General features: G+C 60.6%; 12 protein-coding genes. 11 read left to right on the plus strand and 1 reads right to left on the minus strand.

Annotated features, from left to right (window positions below; all coding sequences use genetic code 11):
- Positions 1 to 49 precede the first annotated feature (49 nt).
- From ACIOWA_RS05920 to ACIOWA_RS05935, 4 genes are all read left to right on the plus strand, one after another.
- A complete protein-coding gene (locus tag ACIOWA_RS05920; RefSeq protein WP_401158745.1) occupies positions 50 to 1,399 on the plus strand; it encodes an APC family permease in 1,350 nt (449 codons plus the stop codon).
- Between the two features lie 118 nt (positions 1,400 to 1,517).
- Positions 1,518 to 2,534 (plus strand): arginine N-succinyltransferase, encoded by a 1,017-nt coding sequence (locus ACIOWA_RS05925; RefSeq protein ID WP_339466572.1) that lies wholly within the window; start codon positions 1,518 to 1,520, stop codon positions 2,532 to 2,534.
- A gap of 61 nt (positions 2,535 to 2,595) precedes the next feature.
- Positions 2,596 to 3,630, plus strand: a complete 1,035-nt coding sequence (gene astA / locus ACIOWA_RS05930) for an arginine N-succinyltransferase (RefSeq protein ID WP_401158747.1) — start codon at positions 2,596 to 2,598, stop codon at positions 3,628 to 3,630.
- Between the two features lie 175 nt (positions 3,631 to 3,805).
- Entirely contained in the window at positions 3,806 to 4,675 is an 870-nt protein-coding gene (locus ACIOWA_RS05935; RefSeq protein WP_221733829.1) for an oxaloacetate decarboxylase, read from the plus strand.
- A gap of 108 nt (positions 4,676 to 4,783) precedes the next feature.
- Here the strand turns inward: ACIOWA_RS05935 and ACIOWA_RS05940 are convergent, their stop codons facing one another.
- Positions 4,784 to 5,857, minus strand: coding sequence for a diguanylate cyclase (locus tag ACIOWA_RS05940; protein ID WP_339466568.1), 1,074 nt, complete (start codon positions 5,855 to 5,857; stop codon positions 4,784 to 4,786).
- A 190-nt stretch (positions 5,858 to 6,047) separates the two neighbouring features.
- On the opposite strand from ACIOWA_RS05940, the gene ACIOWA_RS05945 reads away from it, so the two are divergent.
- The 7 genes from ACIOWA_RS05945 to tssD all read left to right on the plus strand — a co-directional run.
- A complete protein-coding gene (locus ACIOWA_RS05945) occupies positions 6,048 to 7,502 on the plus strand; it encodes a flavin-containing monooxygenase (RefSeq protein ID WP_401158751.1) in 1,455 nt (484 codons plus the stop codon).
- Positions 7,503 to 7,523: 21 nt separating this feature from the next.
- Complete coding sequence (locus ACIOWA_RS05950; protein WP_339433934.1) at positions 7,524 to 8,450, plus strand: alpha/beta fold hydrolase; 927 nt, start codon at positions 7,524 to 7,526, stop codon at positions 8,448 to 8,450.
- Positions 8,447 to 9,946: a glycolate oxidase subunit GlcD gene (gene glcD, locus ACIOWA_RS05955; protein ID WP_339494747.1), complete on the plus strand. Its 1,500-nt coding sequence runs from the start codon at positions 8,447 to 8,449 to the stop codon at positions 9,944 to 9,946. The genes ACIOWA_RS05950 and glcD overlap by 4 nt, the downstream gene beginning before the upstream one ends.
- Positions 9,946 to 10,992: a glycolate oxidase subunit GlcE gene (glcE, locus tag ACIOWA_RS05960; RefSeq protein WP_401158753.1), complete on the plus strand. Its 1,047-nt coding sequence runs from the start codon at positions 9,946 to 9,948 to the stop codon at positions 10,990 to 10,992. Before glcD ends, glcE begins: the two co-directional genes overlap by 1 nt.
- A gap of 2 nt (positions 10,993 to 10,994) precedes the next feature.
- Positions 10,995 to 12,215 (plus strand): glycolate oxidase subunit GlcF, encoded by a 1,221-nt coding sequence (gene glcF / locus ACIOWA_RS05965; RefSeq protein ID WP_339466563.1) that lies wholly within the window; start codon positions 10,995 to 10,997, stop codon positions 12,213 to 12,215.
- Positions 12,216 to 12,303: 88 nt separating this feature from the next.
- Positions 12,304 to 13,689 (plus strand): VOC family protein, encoded by a 1,386-nt coding sequence (locus ACIOWA_RS05970; RefSeq protein WP_401158755.1) that lies wholly within the window; start codon positions 12,304 to 12,306, stop codon positions 13,687 to 13,689.
- 311 nt (positions 13,690 to 14,000) lie between these two features.
- The coding region (gene tssD / locus ACIOWA_RS05975) for a type VI secretion system tube protein TssD (RefSeq protein ID WP_339494476.1) at positions 14,001 to 14,197 on the plus strand (197 nt) is incomplete at its 3' end.

The following is a 14,197-nucleotide window of genomic DNA, read 5'->3' on the forward strand; positions in this document are numbered from 1 at the left end:
GATAGAACAACTAAAAAATGACCGACTGGCTGACAAGGAGTTGCGCTTCATGGAAATTGAAGAATTCGGCTACAAGCAAGAGTTGAAACGTAGCCTGACACTTACTGACCTGGTGGTGTACGGGATGATCTTCATGATCCCCATCGCCCCGTTTGGCGTGTATGGCTACGTCAATGCCGAGGCGCCCGGGATGGTGCCGCTGGCCTACATCATCGGCATGGTGGCGATGCTTTTTACAGCGTTGAGCTACGGCAGCATGGCCCGAGCCTTTCCGATTGCCGGATCTGTCTATTCCTACGCGCAACGCGGCTTGAATCAACATGTCGGCTTCATCGCCGGCTGGCTGATGCTGCTCGACTACCTGCTGATTCCGCCGTTGCTCTACGTCTACGCGGCGATGGCACTCAACCATTTGTACCCGGATATTCCGAAAGTCGGTTTCATTCTGGCCTTCCTGGTCAGTGCGACGTTCGTCAACCTGCGCGGCATCACCTTCACCGCACGGATGAACATCATCTTCCTGCTGGCCCAACTGGTCGTTCTGGGCATCTTCCTCTTCTATGCCTGGACGGCCCTGCACAACGGTGGCGGTAACGGCGAACTGACGTTGGCGCCGTTGTACAACGCCGAGACCTTCAACTTCGCCCTGCTGATGCAAGCGGTGTCGATTGCGGTGCTGTCCTTCCTGGGCTTCGACGCGATCTCGACCCTGGCCGAAGAAATCAAGGGTGATCCGGGCCGCAGTGTCGGCAAAGCGGCACTGATCACGCTGGTGGTGATGGGCGTGATTTTCGTTGCCCAAACCTGGATTGCCACTGACCTCGCCGCCGGCATGGGCTTCACGTCCGCCGACACTGCGTTCTATGAAATCGCCGAAATCGCCGCTGGCAGCTGGCTTGCCACCCTGACCGGTGTCGCGACCGCCCTGGCTTGGGGTGTAGCGGTGGCAATCACCTCGCAAGCGGCTGTATCGCGCCTGCTGTTCGGCATGGCCCGCGACGGCAAACTGCCGAAAGTGCTGGCCAAGGTCCACCCCAAACACAACACACCGTACTTGAGCATTTATCTGGTGGCGGTGCTGTCGCTGGTGATCTGCTACCTGTTCATCAACTCGGTCGACACCCTGACGTCGCTGGTCAACTTCGGCGCGCTCAGCGGCTTCATGTTGCTGCACCTGACCGTGATCAACTACTACTGGCGTCGGCAGAAGTCCGGTCAGATCGTGCGCCATCTGATCTGCCCGGTGATCGGTTTCATCATCGTCGCGGCCATCATGTACAACATGGGCGTCGATGCACAGAAACTCGGCCTGATCTGGATCGCTCTGGGCCTGGTGTACCTGTTCTTCCTCAACAAACTCGGATCCAGCACCGCGCTGCCGGACCCAAGCAACGGCTGACAAGAAAAAGAGCAGCGTCTGACAACAAATCAGGCGCACGCCGATTTAACGCGTGGAAACCGACAGTGATAGTCAGGTTCGGTGAATTCGCCGAACCTTTTGATACAGGAGTACATCCATGCTGGCCTTACGCCCAGTCGCGCAGACTGACCTGCCCCAGCTACAACAACTGGCCCGCGACAGTTTGGTGGGCGTGACGTCCCTGCCGGACGACAGCGACCGTTTGCGTGAAAAAATCGCCGGTTCCTGCGCTTCGTTTGCCGCAGACGCCACCGCCCATGGCCCGGAGAACTACTTCTTCGTGCTGGAAGACCTCGACAGCCAACAACTGCTCGGTTGCTCCGAAATCCTCGCCACTGCCGGTTTCGACGAACCGTTCTACAGCCTGCGCAATCGCCATTTCACCAGCGCCTCGCGAGAGCTGAACATCGAACACGGCGTGCCGGCGCTTTCGTTGTGCCACGACCTGAACGACCACACGCTGCTGCGCGGTTTCCACATCAACGCTGCGCTGGTGGGGACGCCGTTTTCCGAATTGCTCTCGCGGGCGCGCCTGCTGTTCATCGCGGCCCATGCGCAACGGTTCGCCGAAGCCGTGATTACCGAAATCGTCGGCTACAGCGATGAAAACGGCCATTCGCCCTTCTGGGACGCTCTGGGCAAGCACTTCTTCGACCTGCCCTATGCCGAAGCCGAGCGTCTGTGCGGATTGCAGAACCGTACGTTTCTGGCTGAACTGATGCCGCAATACCCGATCTACGTGCCGATGCTGCCGCAGGCCGCACAAGACTGCATTGGCCGCATCCACCCGGACGGTCAGGAAGCCTTCGACATTCTTGAGCGTGAAGGCTTTGAAACCAACAGCTACATCGATCTGTTCGACGCCGGCCCGACCCTGTATGCACGCACAGCGACTATCCGCTCGATCGCCCGCAGCCAGACGGTACACGTGCGGCAACAGTCGCAAATCGATGCGCGTGGCCGTTATCTGCTGAGCAACGATGCGTTGCACGGTTTTCGGTGCATCGTCGCCGAACTCGATTACCACCCCGATCAACCGCTGTCTCTCACCCCTGCAATGTGTGCGGCGCTGAATGTGACCGATGGCAACCCGATCCGGCTGATAGCCCTGTGAACCGCGCCCGGCTCCGCACCCAACGACAGTGCCCGAACAGGCGCGCAGAAGGAGTTACAGCATGATTGTCCGCCCGGTTAAAGTCAGTGACCTGCCCGCCTTGATGGCGCTGGTACAACAGGCCGGCCCGGGGTTCACCACCCTGCCGGTCAACGAAGATCGCCTGGCCCACCGCGTGCGTTGGGCGCAACGTGCATTCGCCGAGCAAGTGGAACGTGCCGATGCCGACTATCTGTTTGTGCTCGAAGACGATGACCAGCGCGTGGTCGGTGTCAGCGCAATGGCCGGAGCGGTCGGCCTGCGCGAGCCCTGGTACAACTATCGGGTCGGTTTGACGGTGAGTTCGGCGCCGGATCTGGGCATTCAACGCCAGATTCCCACGCTGTTCCTGAACAACGAACTGACCGGCCAATCGGAACTGTGCTCGCTGTTCCTGCGGCATGACCAGCGCCAGGGCAGTAACGGTCGGCTTTTGTCGCTGGGGCGCTTGCTGTTCGTCGCCGAATTTCCGCATCTGTTTGGCGAAAAGATGATCGCCGAACTGCGCGGCAGCGCCGATGAACTGGGGTGTTCGCCGTTTTGGGACAGCCTGGGCCGGCATTTCTTCCAGATGGACTTCAGCCACGCCGATCACCTGTCGGGGCTGGGCAACAAATCGTTCATCGCCGAGCTGATGCCTCGCCAGCCGCTGTACACCTGCCTGCTCACTGAGCAGGCCCAGGCCGCTATCGGTCAGGCGCATCCCAATACCGAGCCGGCGCTGAAAATCCTTCAGGCCGAAGGTTTTGCGCACAAAGGCTATATCGACATTTTCGATGGTGGCCCGGTGATCGAAGCACCGATCCGAAACATCCGCACGGTGCGCGACAGCCTTGAGCTGACCTTGAGCCTCGGCAGCCCCGACGAGCAGGCCCCCTTGTGGCTGATCCACAACCGTCGCCTGGAAAACTGCCGCATCACCGTCGCCCGCGCCCGTTGCGTCGGCAGCAGCCTAGTGATCGACCGCCTCACGGCCAAACGCCTGCAACTGCAACCAGGCAACTCGGTACGGGCGGTGATGCTGCCCAATCAACAGCGGCATGCCGTGGCGGCATGAACCGGCCATGGAAATCTGCCGCCAAAGATGAATCCTTTCAGCCAAAGGCGCATGTTTAACCCCAGCCCCGCAAATTCGTCATGATCCTTGACCCATTCGCGTGATAGCCTTTTCATCCTTCGGCGTTGACACCTTTGCTCAAGCCCTTCCATTCCTTTGTATTGGTGGAACTCGTATGACCAGGCTTTCTCATCAAGATTTGCGCCGTAATTTCCGTCAACTTCTGGCATCCGATACCTGCTACCACACGGCTTCGGTGTTCGACCCGATGTCGGCCCGCATTGCCGCTGACCTGGGTTTTGAAGTGGGGATTCTCGGTGGTTCGGTGGCCTCGTTGCAGGTGCTCGGCGCCCCGGACTTTGCCCTGATCACCCTCAGCGAGTTTGCCGAACAGGCCACCCGCATTGGCCGCGTCGCCCAATTGCCGGTCATCGCCGACGCCGACCACGGCTACGGCAACGCCCTCAACGTGATGCGCACCATCGTCGAACTGGAACGCGCCGGCGTCGCCGCCCTGACCATCGAAGACACCTTGCTGCCCGCGCAATTCGGGCGCAAATCCACCGACCTGATCACGGTCGCCGAAGGCGTCGGCAAGATCCGCGCCGCACTCGAAGCCCGGGTCGATTCGGAAATGGCCATCATCGCCCGCACCAACGCCGGCATCCTGCCGAACCAGGAAATCATCAGCCGCACCCGTCAGTATCAGGCCGCAGGCGCCGATGGTATCTGCATGGTCGGGGTGCAGGATTTCGATCAGTTGGAACAAATCGCCGAACACCTGACCGTGCCGCTGATGCTGGTCACCTACGGCAACCCGGCGCTGCGTGACGACAAGCGTCTGGCCGAACTGGGCGTGCGCGTGACCATCGATGGCCATGGCGCTTACTTCGCGGCCATCAAGGCCACCTACGACAGCCTGCGCGAACAGCGGCAGATTTTCACCCAGGCTTCGGACTTGAGCGCGACCGAACTGACGCACACCTATACCCAGCCGGAGGAGTACATTCTCTGGGCGAAGGAATACATGAGCGTCAAGGAGTAACGCGGTGGCCGGACTGACGTCAGCCGCTAAACCGGCGCCTTGTACGCCACCTCCCGCTGCATCGCCCGCGTCAGAATTCGCTCTATCGCGGATGCAACATAGAGGGACTCAGACCGAGTCGAGCAATGGCTGCCTGGGCAGGTTGTCGCAATTGCAGATCACCCGATTCCGCCCGCCGGCCTTGGCTTCGTACAACGCCTGATCGGCATCATTGAGCCAGCGCGTCGCATCGGCATGGGCTGGTTCGTACGCCGCCAGGCCAATACTCAAACTGACCTTCAACGCCGGATTCTGCTCGTAACCCAGCGTCGCGAAGCGCTCACGCAACGCCTCCATGGCCTGGGCGGCGTTGAACAGCGGCAACTCCGGGAGGATCACGCAGAATTCATCGCCCCCGTAACGCCCTGCAATGTCGGTCACGCGCAGGTTTTGCTTGAGCATTTTGCTCAACTGCCGTAGCACGATGTCGCCGGCCACATGGCCGTAGGTGTCGTTGATCGCCTTGAAATGGTCAATGTCGATCAACGCGATCGCCGCGCCCTGCTGCTGCCGTTTGCAGCGCTGAAAGGCAATCTCCAGTTGATCCTTCCACGCGCCGTGGTTGAGCAATCCGGTGAGGCTGTCGGTGCGGCTCAGGGCCAGCAATTCGCGTTTATGCAGGCCCAGCGTGTAGGCCTGACGAAAGCAGATCCAGCCCAGCGCCAACGGATACAGCATCAGCAACGGCAGGCAGGCATATAACTGCAAGGGCGTTGTCTGGGGAATGAACACCGGGGCAAACACCACCAGACCGACACACACACCGAGAATCTGCGCCGCCGTGCCGGCCAGCAAAAAACGCAAACCGCCGATGGCGACGTTATTCATCGCCATCATCGAAATGGTCGTGGCGCTGGGCAGCGGATTGAACTGCATCGCCGCAACCCAGAAACCGCCGAGAAACGCGTCGATCAACAGGTTTCGGTGTTCGGCGTAGTAAGGCACTTTGGCCCGACGCGCCCACTGAAACGCCAGATGTGGCCAGAGCAAGCCGTTGAACAGCATCAGGGCCCAAACCCACAGCGACGGATCGAGCGGGTACATCGCCATGCTCACGCATAACAACCCCAACGCCAGACCGAGGATTCGCGATGTATAAAGCCTCCTGGCCAATGAAAGTCCCTTTCCCCCGGTGTTTCTCATAAGGGCCTCGTTCGTTTAAAAGAACCTTGGCGCACCGTCAGACGGATGTGTCTGGAGTCTATCAGGGCGACGTTAAATAGCCATCGCCGGCCCGCGAGCTCGACCCGGTACACAAACCCGCTCCCACAAGCAAATATTTGGCTATACATGAAAGGAGGAAAACGGAAAAACAACTATAAGAAGGAGGCCCATGCAGATCTGCCAAGTGTTGATCATCGGCAGCGGTTTTGGTGGCCAGTGCGCGGCAGTCAATCTGCTCAAGGCCGGGATCGACGATTTTCGCCTGCTGGAACGGCGCGACTTCTTCGGCGGCACCTGGTGCCAGAACACCTACCCGGGCGCTGCAGTGGACGTGCCGTCGCCACTGTATTCACTGTCGTACGCGCCGTACCGCTGGTCGCAGATGTTTGCCGGACAAGCGGAGTTGCACCGTTACACCGAGCATGTGATCGACGAGTTCGGCCTGCGCGAGCGGGTGGAACTGCAAGCCAATGTCGAACGCATCGAATGGGACGACACTGAAAAGCACTGGGCGGTCCACACCGGCACCAAGGGCACGTTCTACGCGCGGTTCCTGATCAACGCCACCGGCCCCTTGAGCCAACCGGTGATCCCGCACTTCCCCGGGCAGGAGCGCTTTGAAGGCAAGACGTTTCATACAAACCATTGGGATCACAGCTACGACTATCGCGGTAAACGCGTGGCCATCGTCGGCAGCGGTGCCAGCGCGGCACAGGTGATTCCGGCCATTGCGGCGCACGTCGAGCGACTGCATGTGTTCCAGCGCACGCCGCACTGGGTGTTGCCTCGCGCTGATCGCATCTTCGGGCCGGTTCAGCGTTGGCTACTGGGTTTGAAACCGGCTTACAAACTCCTGCGCTGGCTGATCTACTGGCAATTCGAAACCCGGGTCATCGCCTTCAAATACTCGAAACCGGCGATTCACCTGGTGCAAAAGCAAGCGCTGCGCTTTCTCAAACGCCAGGTAGCGGATCCAGAGCTGCAAGAAAAACTCACTCCCGACTTCACCATCGGCTGCAAGCGGGTACTGGTTTCGAGCACCTACTACCCGGCACTGACCCGACCCAACGTCACGCTGCACACCCGTGAGCAAGGTATCGCCTCCATCGATGAAACCGGGATCAACACCCAGGACGGCCAGCACCTTGATGTCGACCTGATTGTCTGGTCGACCGGTTACGACGCCACCGATGGCGTTATTTCCTACCCGGTCAGCGGAAAAAACGCCTTGCAACTCAGAGATGTCTGGGCCGAGTATCCCCGCGCCTACCTCGGCACCAGCCTGCCGGACTTCCCCAATCTGTTTATCGTCACCGGCCCCAACACGGGCATCGGCCACACTTCGGCGCTGTTTATTATCGAGTCGCAGATGAATTACATCCTCGACTGCATCCGCACCGTGCAAGCCAATGGTTTGCGCAGCATCGAAGTACGCCCCGAAGCGGAACGTACCTACACTGAGATGATCCACCGGGAGATGGAGCGCACCGTCTGGAAGTCCGGCGGCTGCCACAGTTGGTATCAAAGCAAGAGCGGTCATGTGATCGCGATGTTTCCCGGCTTCAGTTTCAGCTATTACCGGTTGACCCGGTCGCTGAAACCGGCCGACCACATTCTGTCCTGAACACGTAAAAGGAAGACGTCGATGCTTTTGCTGTTTGTCGCCCTCGCGGTTTTCGTGGCCTGGAGCTGGTTGAGTTATCCGGCGGTCGGTCATTGGCTCTATGACTTGAACATGGCCATCGAGGCCAAGTGGTACAAGCTGCACAAAATTGAAGTGCCCATCGCCGAGATGACGGTGTCGACCTGGCAGGGCGGGCCGTATGAGGCCGCCAGCGCGATCCTGATGCTGCACGGCTACAGTGGCGACAAGAACCTGTGGCTGCGCTTCTCCCGGCATTTTGTGCGTCAGTATCGGGTGATCATTCCGGACCTGGCCGGCCACGGTGAAACCGGCTTCAAGGCAGGAGGCGGTTACGACATTGCGCTGCAGGCCAAACGCATGATCCAGTTGCTCGACGTCTGCGGCGTGGAGAAGGTCCATGTGATCGGCAATTCAATGGGGGGCTACATTGCTGCGTGGCTGGCGGCGACGTATCCGGATCGCATTGCCTCGGTGGCGCTGATCGACCCGGCCGGTGTGACGGCACCGCAGGCCAGCGACATGGAGCGTCATCTGGCCCGAGGGCATAACCCGTTTTTGATCAACTCCCGGGAAGAATTCCGCCAGTTTTATGCCATGACCATGGCTTCGCCGCCGTGGGTGCCGAACCTGGTGCTGGATGCCATCGCCCAGCGCTACGAGCAGCAACGCGATGAACTGGAAGAGATCTTCCGCGACTTGCGCGCCAGCCCGCCGATGGAGCCGAAACTGGCCGACATCAAATGCCCCGCCCTGCTGCTGTGGGGGCGCAAGGATCGCTTGATCGACGTCAGCAGCGTGCCGGTCTGGAGCAAGGGCATCGCCAATTTGCGGGTGGACGTGTGGGATAACGTGGGGCACATGCCGATGGTCGAGCAGCCGGGGAATACCGCACGGTTGTACCGGGAGTTCTTGGGAAATCAGCGATGAACATCCTCTACGACGAGCGCCTCGACGGCCCGTTGCCTGAGGTGAACAAAGCTCAATTGCTCAAGGCCTTGCAGCAAGCCATCCCGGATCTCGACGTCTTGTGGCGCGATGAAGAGCTCAAGCCTTACGAATGCGATGGTTTGTCGGCTTACCGCACCACGCCCATGCTGGTTGCCCTGCCCCGTCGTCTTGATCAGGTGCAGGCGCTGCTCAAACTCTGCCATCAACAAAACGTCCCCGTTGTTGCCCGTGGCGCTGGCACCGGTTTGTCCGGCGGGGCCTTGCCACTGGCAAAAGGGCTGTTGCTGGTGATGGCGCGCTTCAACAACATCCTGCACATCGACCCGGCCGCGCGCACCGCACGAGTCCAACCGGGCGTGCGTAATCTGGCGATCTCCCAGGCTGGCGCACCGTTCGGGTTGTATTACGCGCCGGACCCATCGTCGCAAATCGCCTGCTCGATTGGCGGCAATGTTGCCGAAAACGCCGGGGGCGTGCACTGCCTCAAGTACGGTTTGACCGTACACAACGTGCTGAAAATCGAAGTCCTGACCATCGAGGGCGAACGCCTGACCCTGGGCTCTGACGCCCTCGATGCAGCGGGTTTCGACCTGCTCGCGCTGTTCACCGGCTCCGAAGGTTTGCTGGGGATCATCACCGAAGTCACGGTCAAACTGCTGCCAAAACCTCAAGTGGCGAAGGTGCTGCTGGCCAGTTTCGATTCCGTGGAAAAGGCTGGCCGGGCGGTGGCCGACATCATCGCGGCGGGGATCATTCCCGGCGGTCTGGAGATGATGGACAACCTCGCCATCCGTGCCGCCGAAGACTTCATCCACGCCGGTTACCCGGTCGACGCCGAGGCCATTCTGTTGTGTGAACTCGACGGCGTCGAAGCCGATGTCCACGACGATTGCCTGCGCGTGCGTGAGGTCATGAGTAAGGCCGGCGCCACCGAAGTACGCCAGGCACGCGACGAAGCCGAGCGCGTGCGCTTGTGGGCAGGACGCAAGAACGCGTTCCCGGCCATTGGCCGATTGTCGCCGGATTATTACTGCATGGACGGCACCATACCGCGCCGCGAACTGCCCGGTGTGCTGCAAGGCATCGCCCGCCTCGGCGCCGAATATGGTTTGCGCGTGGCCAACGTATTTCATGCCGGCGACGGCAACATGCACCCGCTGATCCTGTTCGACGCCAATCAGCCCGGCGAGCTGCACCGCGCCGAGGCCTTGGGCGGCAAGATCCTCGAATTGTGCGTGCAGGTGGGCGGCAGCATCACCGGCGAACACGGGGTCGGCCGCGAGAAGATCAATCAGATGTGCGCGCAGTTCAACAGCGCTGAACTGAGCCTGTTCCACGCCGTAAAAGCCGCGTTCGACCCGCAAGGCTTGCTCAACCCCGGCAAAAACATTCCAACCCTGCACCGCTGCGCCGAATTCGGCGCCATGCACATTCATGCCGGGCAACTGCCATTCCCAGAGCTGGAGCGTTTCTGATGGCCGAGTTCGATGCCGCCAGCGCCCTGCTCGATCAGGTCAACGAGGCGCGGAACAGTGCCACGCCACTGAAAATCCAGGGCGGCAACAGCAAAGCGTTTCTGGGGCGCGAGGTGGCCGGCGAGGTACTCGACACCCGTGAGCATCGCGGCATTGTTCACTATGAGCCGACCGACCTGGTGATCACGGTTCGTGCCGGCACGCCATTAACCGAACTGCTCGCGACGCTGGACGCTGCCGGGCAAATGTTGCCGTGCGAGCCGCCGGCGTTTGCTGAAAGCGCCACCGTCGGCGGCATGATCGCCACAGGCCTGTCCGGGCCCCGGCGGCCATGGTCGGGCTCGGTGCGCGATTTCGTCCTCGGCACTCGGGTGATCACCGGGCTCGGCCAGCACCTGCGTTTTGGCGGTGAAGTGATGAAAAACGTCGCCGGATATGACCTGTCGCGGCTGATGACCGGCAGTTTCGGTTGCCTCGGCGTACTGACTGAAGTCTCGCTCAAAGTCCTGCCCAAACCTCGGCAATGCCTGAGCATCCGCCTCGACATCGACTGCGCCCGCGCCTTGGCCAATCTGGCCGAATGGGGCCAGCAACCGCTGCCCATCAGCGCGGCGTGTCACGATGGCGACAGTCTGTACCTGCGTCTTGAGGGAGGCGAAGGCTCGGTGACGGCGGCGCATCAACGCTTGGGCGGAGAGCCGCTGGACTCGGTGTTCTGGCGCGATTTGAACGAGCACCGTTTGCCGTTTTTCGACGAAGGCCTGCCGTTATGGCGCCTGTCATTGCCGAACAATCTCGGGCCACTGGACTTGTCCGGCAAGCAATGGATCGACTGGGCCGGCGCGCAACGCTGGCTCAAATCTGCCAACGAAGGCATTCACGCCCTCGCCGAGGGCCTTGGCGGCCACGCCACTTGCTTCACCCACGGCCACGACACTCCGTTTCAGCCGTTGGCGCCGGCACTGCTGCGCTATCACCGGCAACTCAAAACGCAACTCGACCCGCAAGGGCTGTTCAACCCCGGTCGAATGTACGCAGAGTTCTAGCCATGCAAACCACCCTCAGCGAGCAATCCCGCCAACTGCCCCGCGCCGCCGAGGCGGAAAAAATCCTGCGTACCTGCGTGCATTGCGGTTTTTGCAACGCAACGTGCCCGACTTATCAACTGCTCGGCGATGAACTCGATGGCCCGCGTGGGCGTATCTACCTGATCAAGCAAGTGCTTGAGGGCGCGCCGGCGACTGCGCAGACACAACTGCATCTGGATCGCTGCCTGTCGTGCCGCAACTGCGAAACCACCTGCCCGTCCGGCGTCGATTATCACAACTTGCTCGACATCGGCCGGGCAGTGGTCGATCAGGCGGTGCCGCGCCCGGTGGCGCAACGCATGCTGCGTGAAGGGTTGCGGGCACTCGCGCCGAATCCCGGTTTGTTTAAAGGTTTGTTGCGAGTGGGCACGACATTCCGGCCGCTGTTGCCGCGCATGATTGAAAGCAAACTGCCGCAGCACCTGCCGAGCTCGGGTGTGCGCCCGTCCCCACGGCATGCGCGCCGGGTTCTGCTGCTGGAAGGCTGCGTGCAACCAGGTTTGTCGCCCAATACCAATGACGCAACGGCGCGGGTGCTGGATCGCCTGGGGATCAGCATCACCCCGGTGGCCGAAGCCGGCTGCTGCGGCGCGCTGGACTATCACCTCGACGCCCAGGCCAAGGGCCTCGACCGCGCCCGGCAAAACATCGACGCGTGGTGGCCGCATCTGCAAAACGGCGCTGAAGCCATTGTGCAGACCACCAGCGGTTGCGGCGCGTTCATCAAGGATTACGGGCATTTGCTCAGGGACGATCCGCGCTATGCCGACAAGGCACGGCGGATCAGCGAGCTGACCTTGGATCTGGTGCAAGTGCTTGCGCAAGAACCGCTGGAGCAGGTCTGTGCCGCCAGCGAACGACGGATCGCCGTGCATTGCCCGTGTACGTTGCAACACGCACTGAAACTCGGTGGCGCGGTGGAAGCCGTGCTGACGCGTTTGGGTTTCAACCTCACGGCCGTGCCGGACGGGCATTTGTGCTGCGGTTCGGCAGGCACCTACTCGCTGACGCAACCGGTGCTGGCCCGGCAACTGCGTGATAACCGCCTCAACGCGCTGGAAAGCGGCCGCCCGCAACTGATCGTCACTTCAAACATCGGTTGTCAGAGCCACCTGGCCAGTGCTGGACGCACACAGGTTTTGCACTGGGTCGAATGGGTGGATCAGTCGTTGGCAGAATGAAGTCCGTAGGATTCTTCGTTTGCCCGCGCAGGCGAAGGCTGCGATCTTTTCCTCCATCCATTACGTGACCGTGGCAGGAATTTTTTTCATGACCGTGCAGCCTTTCGTCAGCCCCGACCTGATTCGCCAACGCTTCTCCAAAGCGATGTCCGACATGTACCGCGAAGAAGTGCCGCTGTACGGCGCACTGCTGGCACTGGTGGAGCAGACCAACCGCGATGTGCTCGCACGTCAGCCAGACATCGCCCGACAGCTCAACAGCACGGGTGAAATCGAACGGCTGGACATGGAGCGCCATGGCGCGATCCGCGTCGGCACCGCGACTGAACTGGCCACCCTCGCCCGCCTGTTCGCCGTGATGGGCATGCAACCGGTGGGTTATTACGACCTGACGCCGGCGGGCGTACCGGTGCATTCCACCGCGTTTCGTGCGGTGCATGAAGAGGCGCTGCAAATCAGCCCATTTCGCGTGTTTACCTCGTTGTTACGCCTGGAGTTGATTGACGATCCTGAACTGCGCGCCTTTGCCGAATCGGTGCTGGCCAAGCGTTCAATCTTTACTGAGGCGGCATTACGTTTGATCGCACAGGCTGAGACGGCCGGAGGACTGAATGAGGCAGACGCCGCGGAGTTTGTCCTACAGGCACTGGAGACCTTTCGCTGGCATCACAGCGCAACCGTCACCGCCGCGCAGTACCAGACGCTCAGCGCCCAGCATCGTTTGATCGCTGACGTCGTCGCGTTCAAAGGCCCGCACATCAACCACCTGACACCGCGCACACTGGATATCGACAGCGTGCAGGCGCAGATGCCAACCCACGGCATCACCCCAAAAGCGGTGATCGAAGGCCCACCACGCCGGCAGTGCCCGATCTTGCTGCGTCAGACCAGTTTCAAAGCGTTGGACGAACCAATCGCCTTCACCGACCAGCGTGAAACCCGCGGCAGCCACAGCGCCCGTTTCGGCGAAATCGAACAACGCGGCGCAGCGCTGACGCCCAAGGGCCGGGCGCTGTATGACCGTTTACTGAATGCCGCCCGCGACGAACTCGGCGACTTCCCCAATGAAGCCAACGCCGCACGCTACAACGCGCTGATGACTCAACACTTTGGCGAATTTCCTGACAGCGTCGAGGGCATGCGCGAACAGGGCCTGGCGTACTTTCGCTATTTCGCCACGGAAAAAGGCGTGGCGGCGGGTAGCCTAAATGCCGCTTCTTTGGAGGATTTGTTGCGCAATGGTTATGTGAAAGCTGAACCGCTGGTGTACGAAGATTTCCTGCCAGTCAGTGCGGCGGGGATCTTTCAATCGAACCTTGGGGATGCAGCGCAGGCCCACTATGGCGAACATTCCAACCGACAGGCATTCGAGCAGGCGCTGGGACGCTCGACGATTGATGAATTGGGGTTGTATGCGCAAACCCAGCAACGTTCGATTGAAGAATGCGTTGTCGCGCTTGAATCTCGCCAATAGTGGCCACACGCCATTGTGCGCAACTTCTTGCGCACTCAAATGTGGATAACCGTGTGGACACATCCCTACAGCCTACGTAATCCGTTCTGTACAGACGAGTGCGCAACTTCTTGCGCAGTACTGCGCAAGAAGTTGCGCACTTCAGACCTAAAATCCGCACGAAAAACAGTCAAAAACCCGATCAGGTGCAGCTTAACCCCCGGCTCCCGGGCACTTCACAAAACCTGGCACGCTACTTGATATATCTTCGGCACCCACCGGGCGATTTCGCCTCCAGGGCACCTTAAATTTATCCGCAAGGAGCACCTCCCATGGCAACACCAGCGTACATGTCGGTTACCGGCGAAAAACAAGGCCTGATCACTGCCGGCGCCTTCACTGCCGACTCCGTTGGCAACACCTATCAAGAAGGTCACGAAGACCAGGTCATGGTTCAGGCGTTCAGCCACGACGTGATCATCCCGCGTGACCCACAATCCGGTCAGCCAACCGGTCAGCGCGTTCACAA

The organism is Pseudomonas sp. NPDC087614 (assembly GCF_044743485.1).
GTDB classification, from domain to species: Bacteria; Pseudomonadota; Gammaproteobacteria; order Pseudomonadales; family Pseudomonadaceae; genus Aquipseudomonas; species Aquipseudomonas baetica_A.